16 protein-coding genes are annotated in these 21,166 nt (G+C 65.7%); 9 read left to right on the forward strand and 7 right to left on the reverse strand.

Going from position 1 to position 21,166, the window contains the following annotated elements; translation table 11 throughout:
• The first annotated feature begins 3 nt into the window (after positions 1-3).
• From O3301_RS22200 to O3301_RS22220, 5 genes are all read left to right on the forward strand, one after another.
• Positions 4-1,599: an FHA domain-containing protein gene (locus O3301_RS22200; RefSeq protein ID WP_305057518.1), complete on the forward strand. Its 1,596-nt coding sequence runs from the start codon at positions 4-6 to the stop codon at positions 1,597-1,599.
• Positions 1,600-2,084: 485 nt separating this feature from the next.
• On the forward strand, positions 2,085-2,687 hold the full coding sequence (locus tag O3301_RS22205) for a metal-dependent hydrolase (RefSeq protein ID WP_305057519.1): 603 nt from the start codon (positions 2,085-2,087) through the stop codon (positions 2,685-2,687).
• 105 nt (positions 2,688-2,792) lie between these two features.
• Positions 2,793-3,311: a sigma-70 family RNA polymerase sigma factor gene (locus tag O3301_RS22210; RefSeq protein WP_305057520.1), complete on the forward strand. Its 519-nt coding sequence runs from the start codon at positions 2,793-2,795 to the stop codon at positions 3,309-3,311.
• Positions 3,311-4,279 (forward strand): FecR domain-containing protein, encoded by a 969-nt coding sequence (locus O3301_RS22215; RefSeq protein WP_305057521.1) that lies wholly within the window; start codon positions 3,311-3,313, stop codon positions 4,277-4,279. The genes O3301_RS22210 and O3301_RS22215 overlap by 1 nt, the downstream gene beginning before the upstream one ends.
• Before the next feature lie 115 nt (positions 4,280-4,394).
• On the forward strand, positions 4,395-6,872 hold the full coding sequence (locus O3301_RS22220; RefSeq protein ID WP_305057522.1) for a TonB-dependent receptor: 2,478 nt from the start codon (positions 4,395-4,397) through the stop codon (positions 6,870-6,872).
• A gap of 7 nt (positions 6,873-6,879) precedes the next feature.
• Here the strand turns inward: O3301_RS22220 and O3301_RS22225 are convergent, their stop codons facing one another.
• The 5 genes from O3301_RS22225 to O3301_RS22245 form a co-directional block, all read right to left on the reverse strand.
• Positions 6,880-7,782, reverse strand: coding sequence for a pirin family protein (locus O3301_RS22225; protein ID WP_305057523.1), 903 nt, complete (start codon positions 7,780-7,782; stop codon positions 6,880-6,882).
• Complete coding sequence (locus O3301_RS22230; protein ID WP_034783198.1) at positions 7,779-8,177, reverse strand: OsmC family protein; 399 nt, start codon at positions 8,175-8,177, stop codon at positions 7,779-7,781. The genes O3301_RS22225 and O3301_RS22230 overlap by 4 nt, the downstream gene beginning before the upstream one ends.
• Positions 8,178-8,255: 78 nt before the next feature.
• Positions 8,256-8,975 (reverse strand): SIMPL domain-containing protein, encoded by a 720-nt coding sequence (locus O3301_RS22235; RefSeq protein ID WP_289910575.1) that lies wholly within the window; start codon positions 8,973-8,975, stop codon positions 8,256-8,258.
• Between the two features lie 65 nt (positions 8,976-9,040).
• Positions 9,041-11,368 (reverse strand): SUMF1/EgtB/PvdO family nonheme iron enzyme, encoded by a 2,328-nt coding sequence (locus O3301_RS22240; protein WP_305057524.1) that lies wholly within the window; start codon positions 11,366-11,368, stop codon positions 9,041-9,043.
• Between the two features lie 19 nt (positions 11,369-11,387).
• On the reverse strand, positions 11,388-13,709 hold the full coding sequence (locus tag O3301_RS22245; protein WP_305057525.1) for a hypothetical protein: 2,322 nt from the start codon (positions 13,707-13,709) through the stop codon (positions 11,388-11,390).
• A 322-nt stretch (positions 13,710-14,031) separates the two neighbouring features.
• Here O3301_RS22245 and O3301_RS22250 point away from each other — a divergent pair, with 322 nt between their 5' ends.
• From O3301_RS22250 to O3301_RS22260, 3 genes are all read left to right on the forward strand, one after another.
• Positions 14,032-14,268 carry a hypothetical protein gene (locus O3301_RS22250; protein WP_099667411.1) on the forward strand — a complete coding sequence of 79 codons (237 nt, stop codon included), beginning with the start codon at positions 14,032-14,034 and terminating at the stop codon, positions 14,266-14,268.
• A gap of 199 nt (positions 14,269-14,467) precedes the next feature.
• The gene (locus O3301_RS22255; RefSeq protein ID WP_251348214.1) at positions 14,468-15,166 is read left to right on the forward strand and encodes a YXWGXW repeat-containing protein; all 699 of its coding nucleotides are present in this window, start codon (positions 14,468-14,470) and stop codon (positions 15,164-15,166) included.
• Positions 15,167-15,292: 126 nt separating this feature from the next.
• Positions 15,293-16,321, forward strand: a complete 1,029-nt coding sequence (locus O3301_RS22260) for a transporter (RefSeq protein WP_175444840.1) — start codon at positions 15,293-15,295, stop codon at positions 16,319-16,321.
• A 65-nt stretch (positions 16,322-16,386) separates the two neighbouring features.
• Here the strand turns inward: O3301_RS22260 and rnk are convergent, their stop codons facing one another.
• Positions 16,387-16,794 carry a nucleoside diphosphate kinase regulator gene (gene rnk, locus O3301_RS22265; RefSeq protein ID WP_162835757.1) on the reverse strand — a complete coding sequence of 136 codons (408 nt, stop codon included), beginning with the start codon at positions 16,792-16,794 and terminating at the stop codon, positions 16,387-16,389.
• 739 nt (positions 16,795-17,533) lie between these two features.
• On the opposite strand from rnk, the gene O3301_RS22270 reads away from it, so the two are divergent.
• Complete coding sequence (locus O3301_RS22270; RefSeq protein ID WP_289914231.1) at positions 17,534-19,426, forward strand: bifunctional diguanylate cyclase/phosphodiesterase; 1,893 nt, start codon at positions 17,534-17,536, stop codon at positions 19,424-19,426.
• 48 nt (positions 19,427-19,474) lie between these two features.
• Here the strand turns inward: O3301_RS22270 and O3301_RS22275 are convergent, their stop codons facing one another.
• The gene (locus tag O3301_RS22275; RefSeq protein WP_369811518.1) at positions 19,475-21,163 is read right to left on the reverse strand and encodes a peptide chain release factor 3; all 1,689 of its coding nucleotides are present in this window, start codon (positions 21,161-21,163) and stop codon (positions 19,475-19,477) included.
• Positions 21,164-21,166 lie beyond the last annotated feature (3 nt).

The following is a 21,166-nucleotide window of genomic DNA, read 5'->3' on the forward strand; positions in this document are numbered from 1 at the left end:
GTCATGAAAAAATGCAGCAACCCGGAGCACCCGCACTGTACGTTCTGGGTCTTGCCTGGGGAAACAGTCTGCGCGGGCAACCACCCGCAAGCGACGACTGCCCCCAGCAGCTACGACCTGTTGACCGCACTGCGCAGCGCCCGTTCCGAGCCATCGGCAACGGCGCTTCCGCACGCCCCTGCTGCTGACGCTGTTACCGCACCGCTGACGGGCACAACCGCGCCAGCGCAGCCCACCCGCATTTCCCCGGCGATGCCGGCCTCCACGCCAGCAGCCTCGCCTGCTGCCACCGCTGCCGCCCACCCCGCCTACCAGCCCGTACAAGCCCACCTGCACATCAGCGGCTTCGATCCCCGCGCGGCAGGCGGACGGCAAACCCTGAAGATGGAATTGCGCGGCATGAGCGCCGCCTGCGCGCCGCAGCTGACCTTGCGCCTGCGCTCGGACCTGATCCCGCGCGGTGCCGTCCAGCATGATTTCGTGCGCGCCACGCGCGGCGACTGGCGTCCCGTGTTTGTCGAGTTTTCCTCACGCAACAAGGAACACGGGCAATACCAGATCGAAGTCGAAGTGCACAGCCACGTCGATGGCGCCGTGGCGCAGAAATGGGTGTGCACCTTCGTCATCCTCGTGCCGCGCCGCGACGCCACCCTGACGGAAATCCACCAAATCTTCCTCAGCACGCACAAGAATGTGCGCGTGATGGCCGACGACGCCTCGATCGCCCGCGTGACGGGTGGCGACGGCTGCAACCTCGACGTGACGGCGCGCAATGCCGGCATCGCCCACGTGGATCTGTCTGCGCCGCAGGGCAAGATCGACATGGGTTTTACCACCATCGCCTGGGACGAGGAATTGATCGAAGTCGACCTGCCCGCCGCCAGCCACTGCCATCCGCACCCGAGCCAGGCCGCCTGCCTCGTCAATGCGGCGCCGGAAGCGGGCGAACAGCGCCAGATCCGCCTGTTCGCGCTGGAAGAATGCATGCTGGGGCGTTTTGAGCTGGTGGACCCGGAAGCCGATGTGCTGCTCAGCCATTTCAGCCCCGACGGCCAGGACAACAATGGCTTGACGCGCCGCCTGTCGGGCCGCCACGCCATCATCCGGCGTGGCCAGCAAGGCTTTGAAATCGAGGATGTGTCGCGTTACGGCGTGCTGCTCGATGGCGTGTGGCCCGGCAAGCACAAGCCCGTCGCCCTGCGCCTGGGCATGCGCATCGAATTATCTGCCAGCATCAAGGGCATCGTCGTACTCAGCGTCACGGCCCTGCTCGCGCACGGCGTGATCCTGCACCGCATCGACCACGGCGCCCGTGCCGAGTGTTTTTACCTGCTGCTGCCGGAAGCCCAGCCTGCGCCGGCCAGCCACCTTGCCACGCCGCAAGCCAGCTGCCTGCCCGTGCTATTCCACCGCAATGGCGGTTTCTGGCACCTGGACACGGCCAGCGGCAAGGAAACCGCGCTGGCGCCCGCCACCGCGCTCGACAAGCTCAGCGGCTTCGCGCGGCACAACCGCTTCGCCAGCGAACCGTATCCGGAATGCTGGATCATCCGCACCGAAGGCGCGGCCCTGTGCGATAGCACCATGCAAACGGCCTGATACAACGCCTCCCGCCACCTGACCGCTAGCGTCTGAAAAATGGTCAGAGCAAGGCGCGCTGCCGAAGACAGTACAAAGTACAGCAAGGCAGTGCAACGCAGCTATGGCCTTTTTTCGGACGCTAGCGCGGCACCAGCACGAGAAAAATCATCGACAGGCCGAGTATAAACACCGCTTCCAGCGTGAACACGATGGCGGGAATCTGTAATTCGCGTGGGATTTTCATGGCGAAACCTCTTCAAAACGCAGGACTGCTTTCAGCATAGCGCGCCCTGCGCCGATTGCATTGCCATCTACACAACACACTTGACCGGCCGGCATGAGTTGCCGAGTTCGCTGGCCAGGTTATTCCGACACACAATTTAACAATTCAATCGCAGATATTCTGCAAATAGCCCCCATTCCCGCCCTTACATACTGTATATTCATCCAGTTAATATTTCCCTGCACTTCACACAGCGCCCGCACGGCGTTTTACATTTCCTATGGCTTCCAACAAAGCGCATCACGCGACCGGTTGGGCTGCCGGCGTGATCGCCGCGGCCCTGGTCGCGCACGCTGGCGCCGGCGGCCCCTATCAAGTGCTGAGCATGCTCGCCTTTGTCATGGGCGCGCTGGGCGGCACGGCGCCGGACTGGCTGGAAGTGGCCTGGTGGGCGCGCACGCACCGGCTGTGGATCACGCACCGCACGTGGACGCACTGGGGACTGGCGTGGATCGCCCTGCTCGTCTATACCTGGATGCAATTGCCGCACCACCTGTGGGCGCCGCCCCTGTTCGGCTTTGCGGCTGGCGGCATCATGCATTTGCTGGCCGACTGGCCCAATCCGCTGGGCGTGCCGTGGATCTTCCGCCGCCACTCGCTGCGCTGGTGGAAAAGCGGCCGCCACGACATCATCGTCATCATCGCCGCCTGGCTGGCCGCCACCGTCGTGGCCGACCATGTGTTTTTTGACGGCATCCACCTGCGCCGCACCCTGCTGGCGTTGGACGGCTTGCTGCACTGGTCCGCCACCGCGTTGCAGCAAGCCTGGGCGGATCTGCAACAGTGGCAGGAGCGCTGGCGCCTGGGAGCCCACGCCAATTGACGCGGGCGGTGTGGCAATGTGATAATGAGTATCATTCTCAAACAGCCCAGCCAGCCGGCACCCCGCGTTCCGTCAGCCCAGCCCTTCCCTTGCCTGGAGAACGCAGTGAGCACCGTCAGTCCCGTCCATACCTGCCACCTGAGCACCCTGTACAGCGAGCACCACGGCTGGCTGTATGGCTGGCTGCGCGGTAAGCTGGGCAACCGCGCCGAGGCGGCCGACCTGGCGCAGGACACCTTTTTGCGCCTGCTGGGCAAGCGCGAGGTGGCACCGCTGGCGCCCCTGCGCGAGCCGCGCGGCTACCTGGCGACGATCGCGCGCGGCTTGCTGATCGACCGCTACCGCCGCCAGGCGCTGGAGCAGGCCTACCTGGAAGCGCTGGCGCAGCAAGCCGAGCCAGCATCGATGTGCGCCGAAACGCACGCCATCATCATCGAAACCCTGCTCGCCGTCGACCGCCTGCTCGACGGCCTGGGAGCACGCACGCGGACCATCTTCCTGCTGGCGCAAATCGAAGAACTCAGCTATGTGGACATCAGCCGGCGCCTCGGCATCTCGCTGCCAACCGTGAAAAAACACCTGGTGCGCGCCTACACGGAATGCCTGATGCTGGCGGCCGCCTGATGTTCGGCCCCGCGACCTCACCTTCCGCCCCCATCGCCCGCAAGGTGCTGGCCGCCGCCGCCCACTGGCATGTGGAGCTCCAGTGCGGCAGCGCCGACCCGGCCGACGTGCAGGCATGGCGCGACGCCAGCGCCGAGCATGAACGGGCCTGGGATCTGCTGCGGCGCATGGACGGCCAGCTGGGCGCGATACCGGCAGCGCTGGCGATGCCGGCGCTGCAGGCGGCGCAGCAGCGCCGGCGCGCGGCCGCCAAGATACTCGCCCTGCTGGTGGCGGCCGGCGGCGGCATCGCGCTGGGCCAGGCGGGCTTGCAATCCGGCCCATGGCAAGCCCTGACGGCGTCCCTGCGCACGGCGCCGGGCCAGCGCCGCCACGTGACGCTGGCCGATGGCGGGCGCCTGGAGATGAATACGGCCAGCGCCCTGGATGTCGCTTACAGCGCCACGCACCGCCGCATCCGCCTGCACCGTGGCGAAATCATGATCACGACGGCGCCCGACCCGCGCCCCTTCCTCGTCGACACGCCGCACGGCGTGATCCGCGCGCTGGGCACGCGCTTCGGTATACGCTGCGACGACGATGACAGCACCGTCAGCGTCTTCGAACACGCCGTGGAAGTGCGCTGCGCGGCGCGCCCGGACGCCGTGCGCCGCCTGGAAGCGGGGCAGCAGCTGCGCTTCGGCGCCACCGGCGCGGATGAGGTATTGAGCACGCCCGCGCACCAGGACAGCTGGCTGCGCAGCATGCTGGTGGCCGCCGACTGGCCGCTGCAACAGCTGGTGGCGGAGCTGGCGCGCTACCGGCGCGGGCGTCTCGCCTGCGACGCCGCCGTGGCGCGGCGGCCCGTCACGGGCACCTACCGCCTCGACGATATCGACGCCGTACTGGAAAGCCTGTGCGCCTCGCACGGGCTGCAAGTGACGTACTTCACGCGCTACTGGGCCACGGTATCGGCCCGGCCGGCATAACTATTTTCAGTTTTTTTGCGTTTGGGGTTGGTGTTTCGATGCGCTGCTTCGGCTTGACAGGTAAGAAGCCGATTCATTGGCCATTTTCTTATCCCTCTGAGCAGAAAGACCGAGCATGCAGCTGACCACCCCCGTCCTCCATCCCGCCGCGCGCGCCATCCGCCTGGCCGTCCTCGCCATGGCTTGCGCCGCCCCCGCCGCCTTCATCGCCGCGCCCGCCCTGGCGCAAGGCCAGGCCGCCGCCACGGCGCCGCAAGCCTACGCCGTGCCGGCCGGCCCGCTGGCCACTGCCCTGAACGACTTCGCCGTCGCCGCAGGCGTCAGCCTGTCGACCGATCCCGCGCAGACGCGGGGACTGCGCTCGCCCGGCGTGCGCGGCAGCTTCAACGTCACGCAGGGGTTTGCCCAGGTGCTGGCCGGCAGCGGCATGGAAGCCGTGCAGCTGCCGAACGGCGCCTATGTGCTGCGCCTGGCGGCCGTGCCTTCCGCCTCGGCGAGCGGCGCGGAAAAGACCATGGCGCCCGTGACGGTCAGCGCCAGCATGGAGCGCGACCCCGTCAGTGAACACAGCAACTCGTACGCGGCGCGCGCCGTCACCGTCGGCAAGGGCGTGCAAACCCTGCGCGAGATTCCGCAATCCGTCAGCGTCGTCACGCGCCAGAAGATGGACGACCAGAACCTCAACACCATTGACGCCGTGCTGGCCAATACCACCGGCATCACCATGTACGACAGCCCCATGGGCGGGCGCTATGTGTATTCGCGCGGCTTCATGGTCGAAACGTACCAGTTCGACGGCGTCAACCGCGCCATGTTTTACCCCCAGGCGAACAGCTTTACCAGCAATACGGCCATGCTGGACCGGGTGGAAATCGTGCGCGGCGCCACGGGACTGCTGCAGGGCACGGGTTCGCCGGGCGCCGCCATCAACATGGTGCGCAAGCGCCCGCTGGCGGAAAAGCAGGTGCAGCTGGCGCTCAGCGCGGGACGCTGGAATGACGTGCGCGGCGAAGTCGATGTCACCGGCCCCTTGAACGAGTCGGGCAGCATCCGCGGCCGCGCCGTGGCCGCGCATGACCAGCGCGATTATTTTTATGACGTGGCCGACAGCCGCACGGACGTGCTGTACGGCGTGCTGGAATTCGACCTGGCGCCGGGCAGCAAGCTGACGACGGGCGCCAGCTACGAAAAACTGAAGTCGACGCCGTTTTTCTCCGGCATGCCCCGCTACCTCGATGGCAGCGACCCGAAGCTACCCCGCTCGACCTTCCTGGGCGCGGACTGGAATCGCTGGGACAGCCGCCAGACGGCCGCCTTCGCCGAATTCGAACACCGCTTCGATGCCGACTGGTCGCTCAAGGCCAGTGCCAACTACACGCGCGAACAGCATGACGTGAAATACATGTTCAACCTGGGTGCGCTCCATCCCGCCACCCTGGCCGGCATGATGATGTATACCGGCGTGTTCGACTACGGCACCACCAACAAGGGTGTCGACCTGTCGCTCGATGGCAAATTCAACGCCTTCGGCCGCCGCCACGGCTTCAGCGCCGGCATCAGCACGAACCGGCTGGAAAGCGACAGCGATTACAGCCTGGCCATGATGAAGCTGCCCAATAGCGCGCTGCAACCCAATCACGGCGTGTCGGAACCGAGCGATGCCTGGATACGCAAGGAAAAGTATGGCGGCGCCCACAGCCTGACGAGCATGACGCAGACGGGCGCGTATGGCGTGGCCCGCTTCAGCGTCAGCGACCCGCTCACCGTGGTGGCGGGTGCCCGCGTGTCGAACTACAAATCGAGCAGCGTGTACCGCGACACGGGCGAGGTGTATATCGACCCGTATCGCGAAAACGGCGTCGTCACGCCGTATGGCGGCGTCATTTACGCGTTCGACAAGCGCTGGTCAGGCTATGCCAGCATCTCCGACATCTTCCAGCCGCAAAACCAGCGCACGGCCGACGGTGCCCTGCTCGACCCGCTGAAAGGCCGCAACCTGGAAGTGGGCGTGAAAGGTGAACTGTTCGACGGCAAGGTGAATACCTCGCTGGCGCTGTTCCGCATCGAGCAGCGCAACCGCGCGGAACTCGACCTGGTGAATACCTGCTCGTCCGGCACGGAGTGCTATTTCTCGGCGGGCAAGGTGCGCAGCGAAGGCGTCGATGCGGAAATCAGCGGCGAGGTGGCGCCAGACTGGCAACTGTTCGCCGGCTACACGCTGAACAACTTCAAATACCTGGAGCAGACGTCGAATGCGGGCGTGATGTTCGCCAGCACCTACTCGCCGCGCCACATGCTGCGCGCGTGGAGCGACTACCGCCTGTCCGGCGCCCTGCAGAAGTGGAGCGTGGGCGGCGGCGTGAACTTCCAGACGGAGAGCTCGCGCACCACGCGCGACGTGAAGGTGGCGCAAGGCGCGTACGCCTTGTGGAGCGCGCGCGCCGCCTACCAGATCGACCGCAACTGGACGGCGTCGCTGTCCGTGACGAACTTGCTCGACAAGCGCTACTACCAGACGGTGAGCGCACCTGCGTGGGGCAATTTCTACGGCGAGCCGCGCAAGGCGCAACTGACCTTGCGCGCGCGTTTCTAAGGGGGACTCAGGTCGCCGGGCGCAGGGGCGCCTTCGGCAACGGGATGAATTCCGTCTCGCCCGGCACCTGCCCCATGCGCTGGGCGCTCCAGTCGTCGGCCGCCTGCGACAGGCGTTCCTTGCTCGACGAGACGAAATTCCAGAACAGGAAGCGGTGGCCGTCCAGCGGCTCGCCGCCGATGACGACGAACTGCACCGGGCCGCTGCCCGCCGTCACGACCGGCACGGCGCCCGCTCGCACGGCGCCCGCTTCCAGCAAGGCCATGGTGTGCGGCACCAGCGCCACGCCATCGAGCAGCACTTCCCCGCTGATCGGGTAAATCGCCGCTTCCGCCGGCAAGCCATCCAGCCGCAGCTCCTTGCCTGCCTCCAGCGCCACGTCCAGGTACAGCGTCTGCATGTAGGTGCGCACGGGCGAAGTCCGGCCAAACGCCGTGCCGATCAACACTTTCACGACGGCGCCATCGAGCGGCACGACGGGAATGTCGGCCTGCGGCGTGTGCGTGAAACTCGGTTCGTCTTCCTCGTGCGCCTTCGGCAGCGCCGCCCACAGTTGCAAGCCGTGCGTGCGGTGCGGCTGGCCCGCCAGGTCGTGCGGCGTGCGTTCCGAATGCACGATGCCGCGCCCGGCCGTCATCCAGTTGATGGCGCCCGGTTCGATGCGCTGGTACGAACCGATGCTGTCGCGGTGGTCGATCGCGCCCTCGAACAGGTAAGTGACGGTGGCCAGGCCGATGTGCGGGTGGGGACGCACGTCGTGGTTGGCGTCTGGCGCCACGTCGATGGGGCCGAAATGGTCAAAGAAAATGAAGGGGCCGACGGCCTGTTTTACTGCCGAAGGCAGCAAGCGCCGCACGACAAAGCCGCCGCCCAGGTCTTTTTCGTGGCTTTTCAGGATGGCCGCGCTCATGCCAGCACCGTCGTCACTTCGGTAGTGACCGCCGTCATCAATTTATGCAACGGGCATTTGCCGGCCGCGGCCAGCAATTCCTCGCGCTGCGCATCCGTCAGCTCGCCCGTCAGGTGCAGGGTGGCGGCCAGGCGGTACACGCCCTTGCGCTCTTCGCTGGCATCGCGCTCCGTGCTCACTTCCACGTGTTCCAGCGGGATGCCCTTGTGTTTGGCGTACCAGACGACGGTGAGCGCCTTGCAGGCCGACAGGGCCGCGTCATACAGGTCGTGCGGCGACGGGCCGGCATCGCCGCCCCCTTCCGCCACCGAAGCGTCGGCGGAAATGATGTGGTCGCGCACGTGCACGATGTGGCGCATGGGTTGCGACTGGTCGCGGATGGCTTTGATGGTCATGGCGTTCCTTGGTGCGTTTGGAAAGCCACAATTTACACCGTTTGCCCGCTTTGCGCAGCCTGCGCCCCTGCTACCTGGTCATTTGATACGGAACAGGGCGTCGACCGTCTGCGCCATTTTGAGGCTGGTGACCATCAGCATGTCGTCGGGATTTTGCCGCTGGCGGCTATTCGCGCGGTTGTAGCGGTCGGACGGCACCAGGCCCACGGCATTGCCCAGGTTTTTCAGCTGGTCAGACGAGATGCCGGCCACGGCGCCCGCGCGCTTGCCGAAGCCGCGCGCCATGGCATCGGCCTTGCGCTGCGCGTCCTTGACGGCTTCGCCCACCAGTTCCTCTTCCAGGCGGATGCGCTCCGTGGCGCCGAAGGTGACGGCAAACGCATCGAGGTTGGGCATGGCCAGCAGCGGACGCATGACGGCGGGCCATTTCGACAAATCCGCCACGTTGACATGCACGCTCGCCTTGATCAGGTATTGCGGATTGGCCGGGTCCTGTTCCGCGCCCTTGCGGATTTCCTTGCGCACGTCGCGCACCTCGATGCCGGCGGCCGCCTCGGGCAAGCCCTGCTCCACCAGCAGCGCCCTGATTTCCGCGATGCGCGTCTGGACCAGCGCGGTGGCCACGTCCGGCGCCGGGTCGAAGACGCTGACGTCGAAGTCGATCTCGCCCAGATCCGGCATGACCAAGCTGTACGCCGTGCCCGTCGCATGGATGAAGGGATAGGAGGGAAAATCGCCGGCCAGGGCGGCGATGGGCAGGCAGGCGAACACGATGGACAGCAGGCGGCGTTTGAACACGGACACTCCGGCACGGTTAAGGTGCATGAAGTATCCGTCAAGATAATCAATATGGCAATCCCGGCCTACCCGGCCTGGTCCAGCGTGCGCGCCACCCGGAAGCCCACGATGTCGTTCGACAGCACGGTGGAAAAGCCGTTGCGCAGGGCCGAGCGCAGATAGCGCGGGTGATACAGCCAGGAGCCGCCGCGCAGGATGCGCCGGCTGCTGTCGCTGCCCTCTTCCCACGCGCTGCCGTCGACGGGCGCGCCCTCGTAATTGTCGTGCACCACGTCCTGCACCCATTCCCACACATTGCCGTGCATGTCGAACAGGCCCCAGGAATTCGGCGCGAAGGTACCCAGGGGCGTGGTGCCGCCCCGGTACACCCCGCGCGGGCCGCCGTTGTACACGTACAAGCCGTCGTAATTGGCTTGCTCGGTGCTGATGGTGTCGCCCACGTTGAACGCCGTGCGCGTGCCGGCGCGGCACGCGTATTCCCATTCCGCTTCGCTGGGCAGGCGGTACTGCCGGCCCGTGCGCTCGCACAGCCACGCCAGGTACAACTGCGCGTCATTCCAGCTCACGCCGACCACCGGGTGCTGGTCGTTCTGCACGAAGCCGGGATTATCCCAGTCCGTTTCCGACCCGCCCGCCCATCCCGTCGCCTTGACGAAGGCGCGCCATTCGCCCACGCTGACGGGGTGCCGGGCCAGCGCGAACGGGCGCTCGATGCCGACCCAGTGCTGCGGCGTTTCGCGGTCCAGCCATGACTGCTGCGAACCGGCCTGGATGGCCGCCTTGTGCTCCGTCTCGTGCGCGCCCATCTGGAAGCGGCCGCTGGGAATGAGCACCAGTTCCGGCCCCTGTCCCGAGCCATCGAGCCAATCATCGCGCAAGATGCCTTCGGCATTGGCCACCGGTTCCGCGTGTTCCGGCTCCAGTTCCGGCGCCGGCGCGGATGCCGGCGCAGGGACGGCGGCGGTCGCGGCGCGGCTGGCCTCTTCGCGGCGCGCGCGTTCCTGCTCGGCCCGATACGCCGCCTCCGCCTTGGCGACGATGGCCTTGCGCTGCAATTCCTGGTGTTCCTGCAAGGCCGTGGCGGCATCGGCTTCGCGGCGCGCGCGCAGCTGGCCGCGCAGCGCTTCCTTGCGCAGCTTGCGCGCCTCTTCCGCTTCGAAATGGCGCTGCGCCTCCTGCTCGCGGCGCAGTTTATCCTGCCGCTGCTTTTCCAGCGCGGCCGCCTGGATTTCCGCCTTGCGGCGCTGGTCCAGTTCTTCCTGGCGCGCACGCGCCTCCTTGAGCGCCGCTTCGCGGGCCTGTTCCGCCGCCAGCGCCGCCTGCTGCTGTTGCTCTGCCAGGCGCGCCTGCTGCTGGCGCGCCTGTTCCGCCAGTTCTTCGGGCGACGGCCCGGCAGCCCGCTCCAGCCCTTCGAGCAAGGCTTGCACGGATAGCGGCCGCAATTCCGCCGTCAGCGAAAAACCGTTCTGCAGCACTTGCCACTGCTGCGCGTTGAGCGCCTGCGGCGCGGACGGCAGGTGGCTGGCGCTGCGCATGTCGTCGAACGGCATGCGCCCTTCCAGCATCTGGTAGATCATCACGGCCACGGCATACACGTCCAGGCGCGGGCTGGGCTGGCGCTGGTTGGCGCCGGCCTCGGGCGCCCGGTAGCCGTGCGTGCCCGCATTCGGCATCTCCAGCGCCAGGCTGCTGTCCGCATTGCGCACGCGCGACGCGATGCCGTAGTCGAGCAATTTGACATCGCCCTTCGCCGTCAGGAAGACATTGCCCGGCTTGATATCGCGGTGCACCAGCTTGTGCTTCTCCCACGCATACGCCAGGGCTTCGGCCACCGGGTGCAGCAGCTGCTGCACGGCGGCCAGCGGCAGCGCGCCCTGGCGGCCCAGATAGTGTTCGAGGTCTTCGCCATCGAGGCATTCCATGATGATGAAATAGCTGGCCGTGGCCGGGTCCTGCGCCCACTCGTAGACGCGCACGATGTTTTCATGCGCGAGTTTTCTCGCCTGGGTCGCTTCCTCGATCAGCAGTTTCGCGTGCGTGGCGCTTTGCGTCAGCTGCGGCGGCAAGATCTTCAGCGCCACCATTTCGCTGCTGCCCAGCTCCGCGTGCGTGGCCAGGTCGGTGGCTTGCCACACCTGCCCCATGCCGCCCGTGCCGATCAGGCGTTCGAGCCGGTAGCGGCGGTTTTGCGGGCCGATTTCCTGGCCCGTCATGAAGCCCAGCTCCGTCCCCTGGCGCACGGGCAGCGGCGCGGCCACGGGTGCGGCGCCGGGCGGCGCGTACTCGGCGTCGAGGATGGCGTTCTTGCGGCGTTCAAATTCCTGCTCGCTGAGCAGCCCGTCGTCGTGGAGGGCGCGCAGTTCCCGCAGTTTGTCTCGTGCTTTTTGCATCATCTGGGGTGAAACGCTTCCATCAAGGCTGCAGGGCGACGCCGCAGGCGGCGCAGAATTTATCTTCCGGATGGCCCGCGCGCTGCGCATGGCCGTTCTTGCAGCGGGCCGGCGCAGCGGCGCCCGGTCCGCCACTTGGCTGCAGCGCCTGCGCCACGGCCACGCCCAGCTGCGCCTGCGCCGACAGGCCATGCGCGTGCGCCGCGTTCTGCAGGTTGAGCAAGTCCAGCTGCTGGCGCCGTTCGCGTTCCGCCTGGCCTTCCTGGTAGCTGCGCTCCTGCGCCGCGCTGTCCTGCGCCATGCGCAGCGCCTCGGCGGGCGAAACGCTGTTCTCGGCCGCCGCCAGCGCCGCCAGCGCGTGGATCTGTTCGGCGCTCATGCCCGCCTGCAGCTGCACTTTCAGCACTTGCGCCAGCGCGGCCGCGTTCTGCCCGGCGGCCATGGCCACCTTGCCCGTGTCGCTCAGGGAGCCGATTTTTTCGATGCGGTCGATGTCGATGCGCGCCAGTTCGGCCGCATGCGCCTGCTGCGCCAGCAGGGCCTCGTACTCGCCCTTCCAGCGCGCGTAATCGCTTTCGCGCTGCTGCGCCATGGCCAGCAAGTCGCGCTGCCATTGCGCTTCCTGTTCCAGCTGGCGCAGTTGCTGGCGCTGTTCCTCGATGGCCAGCGCGTCGAGCTGTGCCAGCTGCGCTTGCTGCTGCAGCTGGCGCGCGTGCACGCCGTCTGCCTCGATGGTGCGCAGCAGCTTTTCCTGCTGCGCGATGGCGTCTTCGCGCGCGCCGCCGCGCCGCAGCGCTGCCACTTTTTCCGCGATTTCCGCCGCCTGCACCTGGGCCGCTTCATCCTTGTGCGCCTCGGCGCGCAGCAATTCGCGCTGGCGCGCCAGCTGCATCTGCTCTTCCCACTCCTGTACCCGCTCCGCCTCGCGCTTGCGCGCCACATTCGCCAGCATCAGGCCCTGCCAGGCGGCCTGGTGCTGCTCCGCCTCCAGCTGCGCCTCGCGCTGGGCCGCATCCGCTTCCGCCTGGCGCAGGCGCGCCAGCTGGGTGCGGCGGCCCGTCTCGTCATCGATCAGCAGCGCGCTTTCCACTTGCTGCGCGATCGACTGCAAATGCACCTGATGCGTAAAGCGCTGCTGCGCCAGCTGGATCTGTTCGCGCCCATGCAGCTGCGACAATTCCAGCTCGCTGCGCATCTTGATGGCGGCCAGCGCCCGCACGTGTTCCCAGTTGGCCGTTTCGTCGGCGCGCTGCGCGCCCTTCTGCGCCAGTTCCTGTTCCAGCTCGCCCAGCGCCAGCGCGGCGCCATGGTCGAGCGCCTGGCGGCGCGATTTCGCTTCCAGGATGCGGCCATACAGGTCGATCTGGCGCCCGCGCAGCGCTTGCAGGCGCTCCGCTTCCTGGTGGCTCAGCTCCGCCTTTTCCACCGTCGCATCCTGCGTCAGTTCGGCGCGGCGGTGCGCATGGCGCGCCGCCAGTTCCTCGCGGCGGATGCGCTGCCACTCTTCCTCGTCATACAGCTGGTCGAGCTGCTTCATGCGTTCCAGGCTGTGCTGCTCGAGTTCCTGCGCCGGCAAGCCGCCCAGCCACAGGGTGCCGATGCTGGCGCCAGCGTCGCCTTCGCGCTTGTCGTGGCGCAGCGCCAGGGTTTCCACGCGCGCCACGGCCAGGCCGCTGGGCGCCAGGCGCTGCGTCAGGGCCGATTGCAGGCGCTCGTTCAGTTCCGGGCGCAGGTCCGCATTCGCGTCCATCTCGCCCAGCGCGCGGCTGCCGATGAATTCCAGCGCGATCTGGCGCACGGATGGCAGCAGCAAGGCGTGCAGGTGGGCGCGCGTGACGGCGCCCGGCGCGCGCATGAACTGGCGCGCGAACGCGTCGGGCTGGCCCAGGGCGATATCCACGCGCAGGGACGCGGCGACGTTCAGCAACTCCGTGCTGGCCAGGCCGGGCAAGTCGAATTCCAGGCTGACGGCGTCGGCGCGCGCGATCAGCACTTCGGCCGGACGCGCCGGCAGCAGCACGGGCAGGCGCGCGAAGAAGGCGGCGCTGTCGTAGTCGCCGGCCGGTATCAAGATGAAAGCGTCCGATTGCACGATCCAGGCGCGCGACTCGGCCGGTACCTGCAGGCGGCGCGCCGCGCTGCCGAACAGCGAGGACAGTTCGCGCACGCCGAAGAACAGGGCCAGTTGCCCATCAGCAAGATGCCATTGATTGGCATGCAGCACCGCGTCGCTGTCGGGTGCCCCCAGCGACAAGCCGCATTGCGCGCAATAGCCGGCGGCAGCGCCGTTCTTGTGCTCGCAGCGCGGGCAGCGGGCGCCGCCAAAACCAAACAATTGGAACATGTGTGACTCCTGATGATATTTTTATCCACGCGACGGGGCCGCCATGCCGATTCTAGCAGGACAGATGGCCCTGCACTTGCCGCGCGCGGCAGTGTGCAGCGTCAAATAATGCCACGCGGCAATTACATTCATATGCCCGGATACAGGGCAATTTAGGCCTCAATTCAAGCGGTCGGCTTGCCGGCCCCGTGCGCAGGCATTTCAGCGCCGTTTTTTTGCAGGCCATCCCGCCAAAACCACGGCTGGTCGCATCCGCATGGCGCAGCGGCCCGCGCCTGGCTACAGTGCATGCATACCCACCCGCCACCCGAAAGGAAACATCATGAAAGCCTTGAAAAACATGGAAGCCATCTTCACCGTCGCCGTCGCCATCGCCTGCGGTGCCAGCTATGCCAGCTTCATGCAGCCATCGGCCGCCAAGGCCGCCGATGTGGCGCAAGCGGGCGCCATCCCCGTCGTGGTGGTCAGCGCCAAGCGCCTGACGGAACAGGAAAAGAAAATCTCGCTGATCGAGGAGCGGCAAGCCTTGCTGGGCAACGCCAGCGCCAGCACCCTGTGAGCCGCCGATGCTGACCCCACGCCGCCTGGCGCACTGCGGATAGTCGCCGCGCCAGGCCGCCATAGGCATCTGATTTGTATCCGCCGCGGATACACGGACACACAGCATTGTGTCAATTGTAATAAGTTGAATCAAAGGCGAAAAATCGCCGGCAAGCGCCTATAGTCCATTTCACGCAATCACCGAAATGGAGCAACCCATGAAACCCATCACACTCTACGCAGCAGCCATGCTTGCCATCAGCGCCGCGGCTTTCCTGCCCGCGCAGGCCATGGCCCAGAATCAGCTCGGCGTCAGCATTGTCGTCGGCAACGCCCCGCCTCCGCCACGGTTTGAAAGCGTGCCAGCACCGCGCGCCGGCTATGTGTGGGCGCCCGGCTACTGGAACTGGGATGGCCAGCGCCACGTCTGGAACAATGGCGAATGGCTGCGCGAACGGGGCGGCAATCAGTACCGCCGCGCCGCCTGGATACAGGAAAACAACCGCTGGCGCCTGGACCGTGGCGGCTGGGTCGCCGCGCAAGTGCAGCCCGTGCGCTACGACGAGATCCGCATCGCCCCGCCGCCGCCGCGCCGCGAAGCCATCCCGCGCGCCCGCCACGGCTACATCTGGGCGCCCGGCCACTGGGAATGGCGCAGCCAGCGCTACGCCTGGACGCCAGGCGTATGGATCGCCGAACGTCCCGGCTATGCGTATGCGCCGCCCGCCTGGAACCAGCGCGACGGCCGCTGGCAGATGGAGCAAGGCCGCTGGTCGCCACGCGGCCCGAACGGCGACCGCGACCGCGACGGCATCCCCAACCGCTATGACCGCGACAATGGCAACCGCCACGACCGCGACCATGACGGCGTGCCGAACCGCGACGACCGGCGTCCGGACAACCCGAACCGCAGCTAATACTCGGCTGTAGTCAGCACCAAGTAGCACCAAGGCCACCCCTCGCGGTGGCCTTGTCATTTTCCCGACACATCCGTGTATTAAAATCGCGCGACGATCAATTACACTGCGCGAGAAAGATTCACGATGGCGATGGAAACTGCCGGTTTTACCTACGGCTCGGACACCTCGGGCCTGGTCTGGGGCTTCCTGTTTGGCCGCGAGGCGCAGCCGCTGGCGCTCGACTCGACGGCCGCCCTGGCCTGGCTGGCCGATGGCGCGGCGCGCCCGGCGCAGGAATTCGTCTGGCTGCATTTCAACCTGTCGCATGCGGCCAGCGAAAAATGGCTGATGACGCACACGCAGCTGGCCGACGAATTCTATGAAACCCTGCACCAGGGCTCACGCTCGACGCGCATCGAACAGGCGGAAAACACCCTGATCGCCGTGGTCAACGATGTGGTGCACAATTTTTCGTTCGAGGCGTCCGACATTTCCACCATGTGGGCCAGCGTGGCGCAAAACCTCGTCATCACGGCGCGCCGCGCGCCGCTGCAGTCGATCGAGCGCCTGCGCCAGGCCGTCATCAAGAACCACGAGCCGATCCGCTCGTCGGTGGAGCTGCTGATCCACCTGCTTCGCGATCAGGCGGACGTGCTGGTCAACATCGTGCGCGACGCCGTGGCGCGGGTCGACGATATCGAAGACCACTTGCTGGCCGGGCGCCTGGTGCCGAAACGCGAAGATCTGGGCGCCATGCGGCGCGTGCTGGTGCGGCTGCAGCGCCTGCTGGCGCCGGAACCGGCCGCCCTGTTCCGCCTGCTGCAACGCCCGCCCGCGTGGGTGTCGGAGCTGGACAGCCTGGAATTGCGCCAGTCGACGGAGGAGTTTTCGGTGGTCCTCAGCGATATGTCTTCGCTACAAGAACGCATCAAGCTGCTGCAGGAAGAGATCGCCGCCAGCGTCAACGAGGAAAACAGCCGCAGCCTGTTCGTGCTGACCATCGTCACCGTGCTGGCCTTGCCGATCAATATCATCGCCGGCATGCTGGGCATGAATGTAGGGGGAATTCCGCTGGCCCAGCATCCGCAGGGCTTCTGGATCATCGTCGCCATCATCGTCACGTTCACGGTGGTGGCGGGATGGCTGGTGGTGCGCGTGCAGAGGAACAGCTAGATCCGCTCCCGGCACGGCCTGGCAAGCGAACGGCGGGCGCCGTCCGCCATTACTGCTGGCTACGCTTAGCGGTGGTATTCGCCAGCCCGTTCAGGCTGGTAAACGATTTCCTCGATCTTGACCTTCACCACGCCGCCCGGCATGGGCCAGGCGATGCTGTCGCCCACGGATAGGCCCAGCAGCGCGCTGCCGACGGGCGCCAGCACGGAAATGCGGTCGGCCTGGCCTTCCACATCCTTCGGATACACGAGCGTCAGGCAGAATTCCTCCTTGTTTTCCACCGTGAAGCGCACGGTGGAATTCATCGTCACGACGGTCGGGGGAATCTCTTGCGGTTCGAGCACCTCGGCGCGGCCCAGTTCGTCGAGCAAGGCAGCCTTGTCCGGCGACAGATTATTACCCAAGGCATACAACAACGCTTCCAGTCGTTCCAGGTCTTGTGACGACAAAATAATTTTTGGTTTTTTTTCCAAGATATCCTCACTATTGATCATTAGGGCGACGTCCGGTTTTGCTGGCGGCAGCTTGCCTGGCCGCGGCAGACAAAACAAACAGCATCAGGACGTCCATCATCTGCGGATTATGGACGAACTCGCGGAGCAAGGCCATAGCGTTCTCGCATTCTTCATTAAAATTTATTAAAATCAATGACTTGCAATGGCCCATGCGGACAAAAAGTTAATCGGCGCCGCGATGCCGGGGCCATTGAAGTTATTCTTGATGGCATTTTGTTTATTGTCAGCATGTTTTTAAAGGAAAAAAACAGCCGGCAAAAAAAGGATTAAAATTCAGCTTGGATTATTATTAGAAAGACACGCCCCACCTTTTCCGCCTGACTTGTCGCCCAAGGAGGTCGTGGGAAATTATTGTGAAGTTATGACGAACAGAACCGGATGCGCTGCAAGGCGCCCGTTGCGACGCAGTGCAGGCACTGCCAGCAGCGGGTAACGCCGCAGAGCGCCGGTTATGGAAGTCAGAAATCACAATAATTTATTACGACCTACTTAGCCTGCTGCCACTGGCCTGTGGCATGCAGACAAAATTGCCGCGCGCCCTGTACTTTCACGCTGCAAAATGACAATATGTCGGCCTTAACAACACGTCGAGAGTTCCGGCTCACTTCGGTTTTCATCAGACTGGAACGTAAAGTATGGCAGGGCGAGGCGGGATCACACGGGGCGGCGGCAAGCGGGGCCGGCAGGAGAAAGCGTCATGATGGCGCCATTGATGCTGCCGTCGGCGCAATTGCGCGGCGACCGCATAGCCAGGCTGAACTTGCTGGCCGCCGCGGCCATGCTGGCCATGGCCAGCCTGCTGTTGATCCTCTTCCAGTTGTTTTCCCTCCAGGCATCCTTCCAGCGCACGCTGCGCATCCAGGCCGACATGCTGGCGCCTGCCGCCACGCAGGCCATGCGCCAGGATAATCGTCTTGCAGCGCAACAACTCCTCGCTCCCCTCGCCGCCGCCCCGCATATCCGGCAAGCACTGCTTTACAGCCCCTATGGCACGCCGTTTGCCCGCTACGCGCGCAGCGGCAGCGATACCGCTCCCACGGCGCCGCGCAACGGCCTGCAGATCGATTACCTGGACGGCAGCGCTGCCATCCTGACGGCCTTGCCCGGCGGCGGCGCGCTATACCTGCGCGCCAGCCTGGCGCCGCTGTACGCCAGCCTGGCGCAATTTGCCGCCTTCACCCTGCTGGTCTGCCTGTGCGCGTTCGGCCTGACCTTCCTGATGGTGCGCCGCACGCGCACCGCCGCCCTGCATGCGGAGCGCCATCTGCACTACCTGGCCCACGTCGACCCGGTCACGCAGCTGCCGAACCGCCATGAATTCAACGATGCGCTGGCCTATGCGCTGGCGCGCGCCGACCGCCAGGACAGCAGCGTGGGCCTGCTGCTGCTGGACCTGGACAACTTCAAGATCGTCAACGATACGCTGGGCCACCACTGCGGCGACCAGCTGCTCAAGCTCGTGTCCGAGCGCCTGGTGGCCATCCTGCGCGGCACCGACATCATCTGCCGCATCGGCGGCGACGAATTCGTCGTCATCGTGGAACCGGCCGACGACGCCTCGGAGATGGCCAGCGTGGCGCGCAAGATCCTCGCCGTGCTGGCCGCGCCGTTCGCCCTCGAAGGCCACCAGCTGTACGTCAGCGCCAGCATCGGCGTGAGCCTGTATCCGTTCGACGCGCAGGACGTGGCCACCCTGACGCGTAATGCCGATACGGCCATGTACCACGCCAAGCACCAGGGCAAGAACCGCTACGCCGTGTTCAAGGCCGAAATGGAGTTACGCGCGCAGCGCCGCCTGCGCATGGAAGCGAACCTGCGCCGCGCCCTGCAGAACGAGGAACTGTATTTGCACTACCAGCCGCAGATCGACTTGCGCAGCGGGCGCATCGTCGGCGTGGAAGCGCTGATACGCTGGCATTGCCGCGACATGGGCCAGCTGAGCCCCGCCGAATTCATCCCCGTGGCCGAGGAAAGCGGCATCATCGTCGACCTGGGACGCTGGGTGCTGCAAAGCGCCTGCCGCCAGGCAGCTGCCTGGTGCAAGGCGGGTCTGCTCGACTCACTGGAACACGTGGCCGTCAACCTGTCGGCTTGCCAGGCGCGCGATCCGGGCCTGATGGACGATATCCGCGCCATCCTGGACGAAACGCAGCTGCCGCATGGCTTGCTGGAGCTGGAAATCACGGAAGGCGTCCTGATGGACAATGTCCACGCCAACGTGGAACTGATGCGGCGCCTGCAGGAAACGGGCATCCACCTGTCGATCGACGATTTCGGCACCGGCTATTCCTCGATGTCGTACTTGAAACGCCTGCCCATCGACCAGCTGAAGATCGACCGCAGCTTCGTGCACGACCTGCCCGGCGAGGGCGAAGCGATCGTCACGGCCATCATCGCCATGGCGCACAGCCTGCACCTGAAAGTGGTGGCCGAAGGGGTGGAAACGCTGCAGCAGGTGGAGTTCTTGCGCAAAGCGGGCTGCGACAATGTGCAGGGCTTCTTCTTCGCGCGTCCGATGACGGCGGCGCAGTTGACGGCATTGCTGCTGGAACGGCGCGACTGGAGTACGCGCACGATCCTGCCGGCGTAAAAAAAGGCAGAACCAGTGGTTCTGCCCCTCGTCGCTACCTCAGAGTCATCAGGCCAGCTTGGCCGAATGCTCGCGCGTGGCGTGGAATGTCAGCTTCGGCCAGCGCTCTTCCGTCAGGCGCAGGTTCACGCCGGATGTCGCCAGGTAGGCCATGTTGCCGGCCGCATCGTAGGCCACGTTGTGGCCCAGCGCATTTTCGAAATCCTGCAGGATGCGCTTGTCGTCGCAGCTGACCCAGCGGGCGCTGCTGATGCTGGTGCCTTCGAACACGGCGTCCACGCCATACTCGTTGAGCAAACGGCTGGCCACCACTTCGAACTGCAGCACGCCGACGGCGCCCAGTACCAGCTCGCCGCCCTGCACCGGCTTGAAGACCTGCACCGCGCCCTCTTCGCCCAGCTGCTGCAAGCCCTTGTGCAACTGCTTGATTTTCAAGGGATTACGGATGCGCACCGAGCGGAAGAAGTCCGGCGCGAAGTACGGGATGCCCGTAAAGGTCAGCATCTCGCCTTCGGAAAAACTGTCGCCGATCTGCATGTTGCCATGGTTCGGCAAGCCGATGATGTCGCCCGCGTACGCCTCTTCCACCTGTTCGCGCGAGGAAGCCATGAAGGTCACCACGTTCGACACCTTGATCTCGCGCCCCAGGCGCAAGTGCTTGACCTTCATGCCGCGCTCGAAACGTCCCGAGCACACGCGCAGGAAGGCGATGCGGTCGCGGTGGGCCGGGTCCATGTTGGCCTGGATCTTGAAGACGAAACCGGTAAATGGCTGCTCGGACGGCGCCACCGAACGCACGGTGGCGTCGCGCTCGCGCGGCGCCGGCGCCCAGTCGACCAGCGCGGACAGGATCTCGCGCACGCCGAAGTTGTTGATGGCCGAACCGAAGAACACGGGCGTCTGCACGCCGGAGAGGAATTCTTCCAGGTTGAACGGGTTCGACGCGCCATGCACCAGTTCCACTTCCATGCGCAATTGATCCATCTCAAGCGGGAACATCTCCTGCAGGCGCGGATTGTCGATGCCCTTGATGATTTCGAAGGCGCCGTCGGCCTTCTCTTCACCTGCCTTGAACAGCATGATCTCGTCGTTCAGCAGGTGGTACACGCCGCGGAAGTTCTTGCCCATGCCGATAGGCCAGGTGACGGGCGCGCACTGGATCTTCAGCACCGATTCCAGTTCGTCGAGCAGGTCCAGCGGATCGCGCGTCTCGCGGTCCATCTTGTTCATGAAGGTGACGATCGGCGTATTGCGCATGCGGCACACGGCCAGCAGCTTGATCGTCTGCGCTTCCACGCCCTTGGCCGCATCGATCACCATCAGCGCCGAGTCGACCGCCGTCAGCACGCGGTAGGTATCTTCCGAGAAGTCCTGGTGGCCCGGGGTGTCGAGCAGGTTGACGACGTGGTCGCGGAATTCGAACTGCATCACCGAGGAAGCGACGGAAATGCCGCGCTGCTTCTCGATCTCCATCCAGTCCGACGTCGCGTGGCGGCCCGATTTACGCGCCTTGACGGTACCGGCCATCTGGATCGCGCCCGAGAACAGCAGCAGTTTTTCCGTCAGGGTGGTTTTACCGGCATCCGGGTGGGAAATGATGCCGAAGGTGCGGCGGCGCTGCACTTCGCGCGCGATCACGGCCGGCGCCTTGCTGCTCACCGGCGCTGCGGCGTTGTCCGCGCTGTCGCTGGAATCGGGGGTGTTGATGTCGTTCTCGTTGGCCATATTGGTGACCATAAT

Source organism: Janthinobacterium sp. SUN211 (assembly GCF_030587315.1).
GTDB classification, from domain to species: Bacteria; Pseudomonadota; Gammaproteobacteria; order Burkholderiales; family Burkholderiaceae_D; genus Janthinobacterium; species Janthinobacterium kumbetense.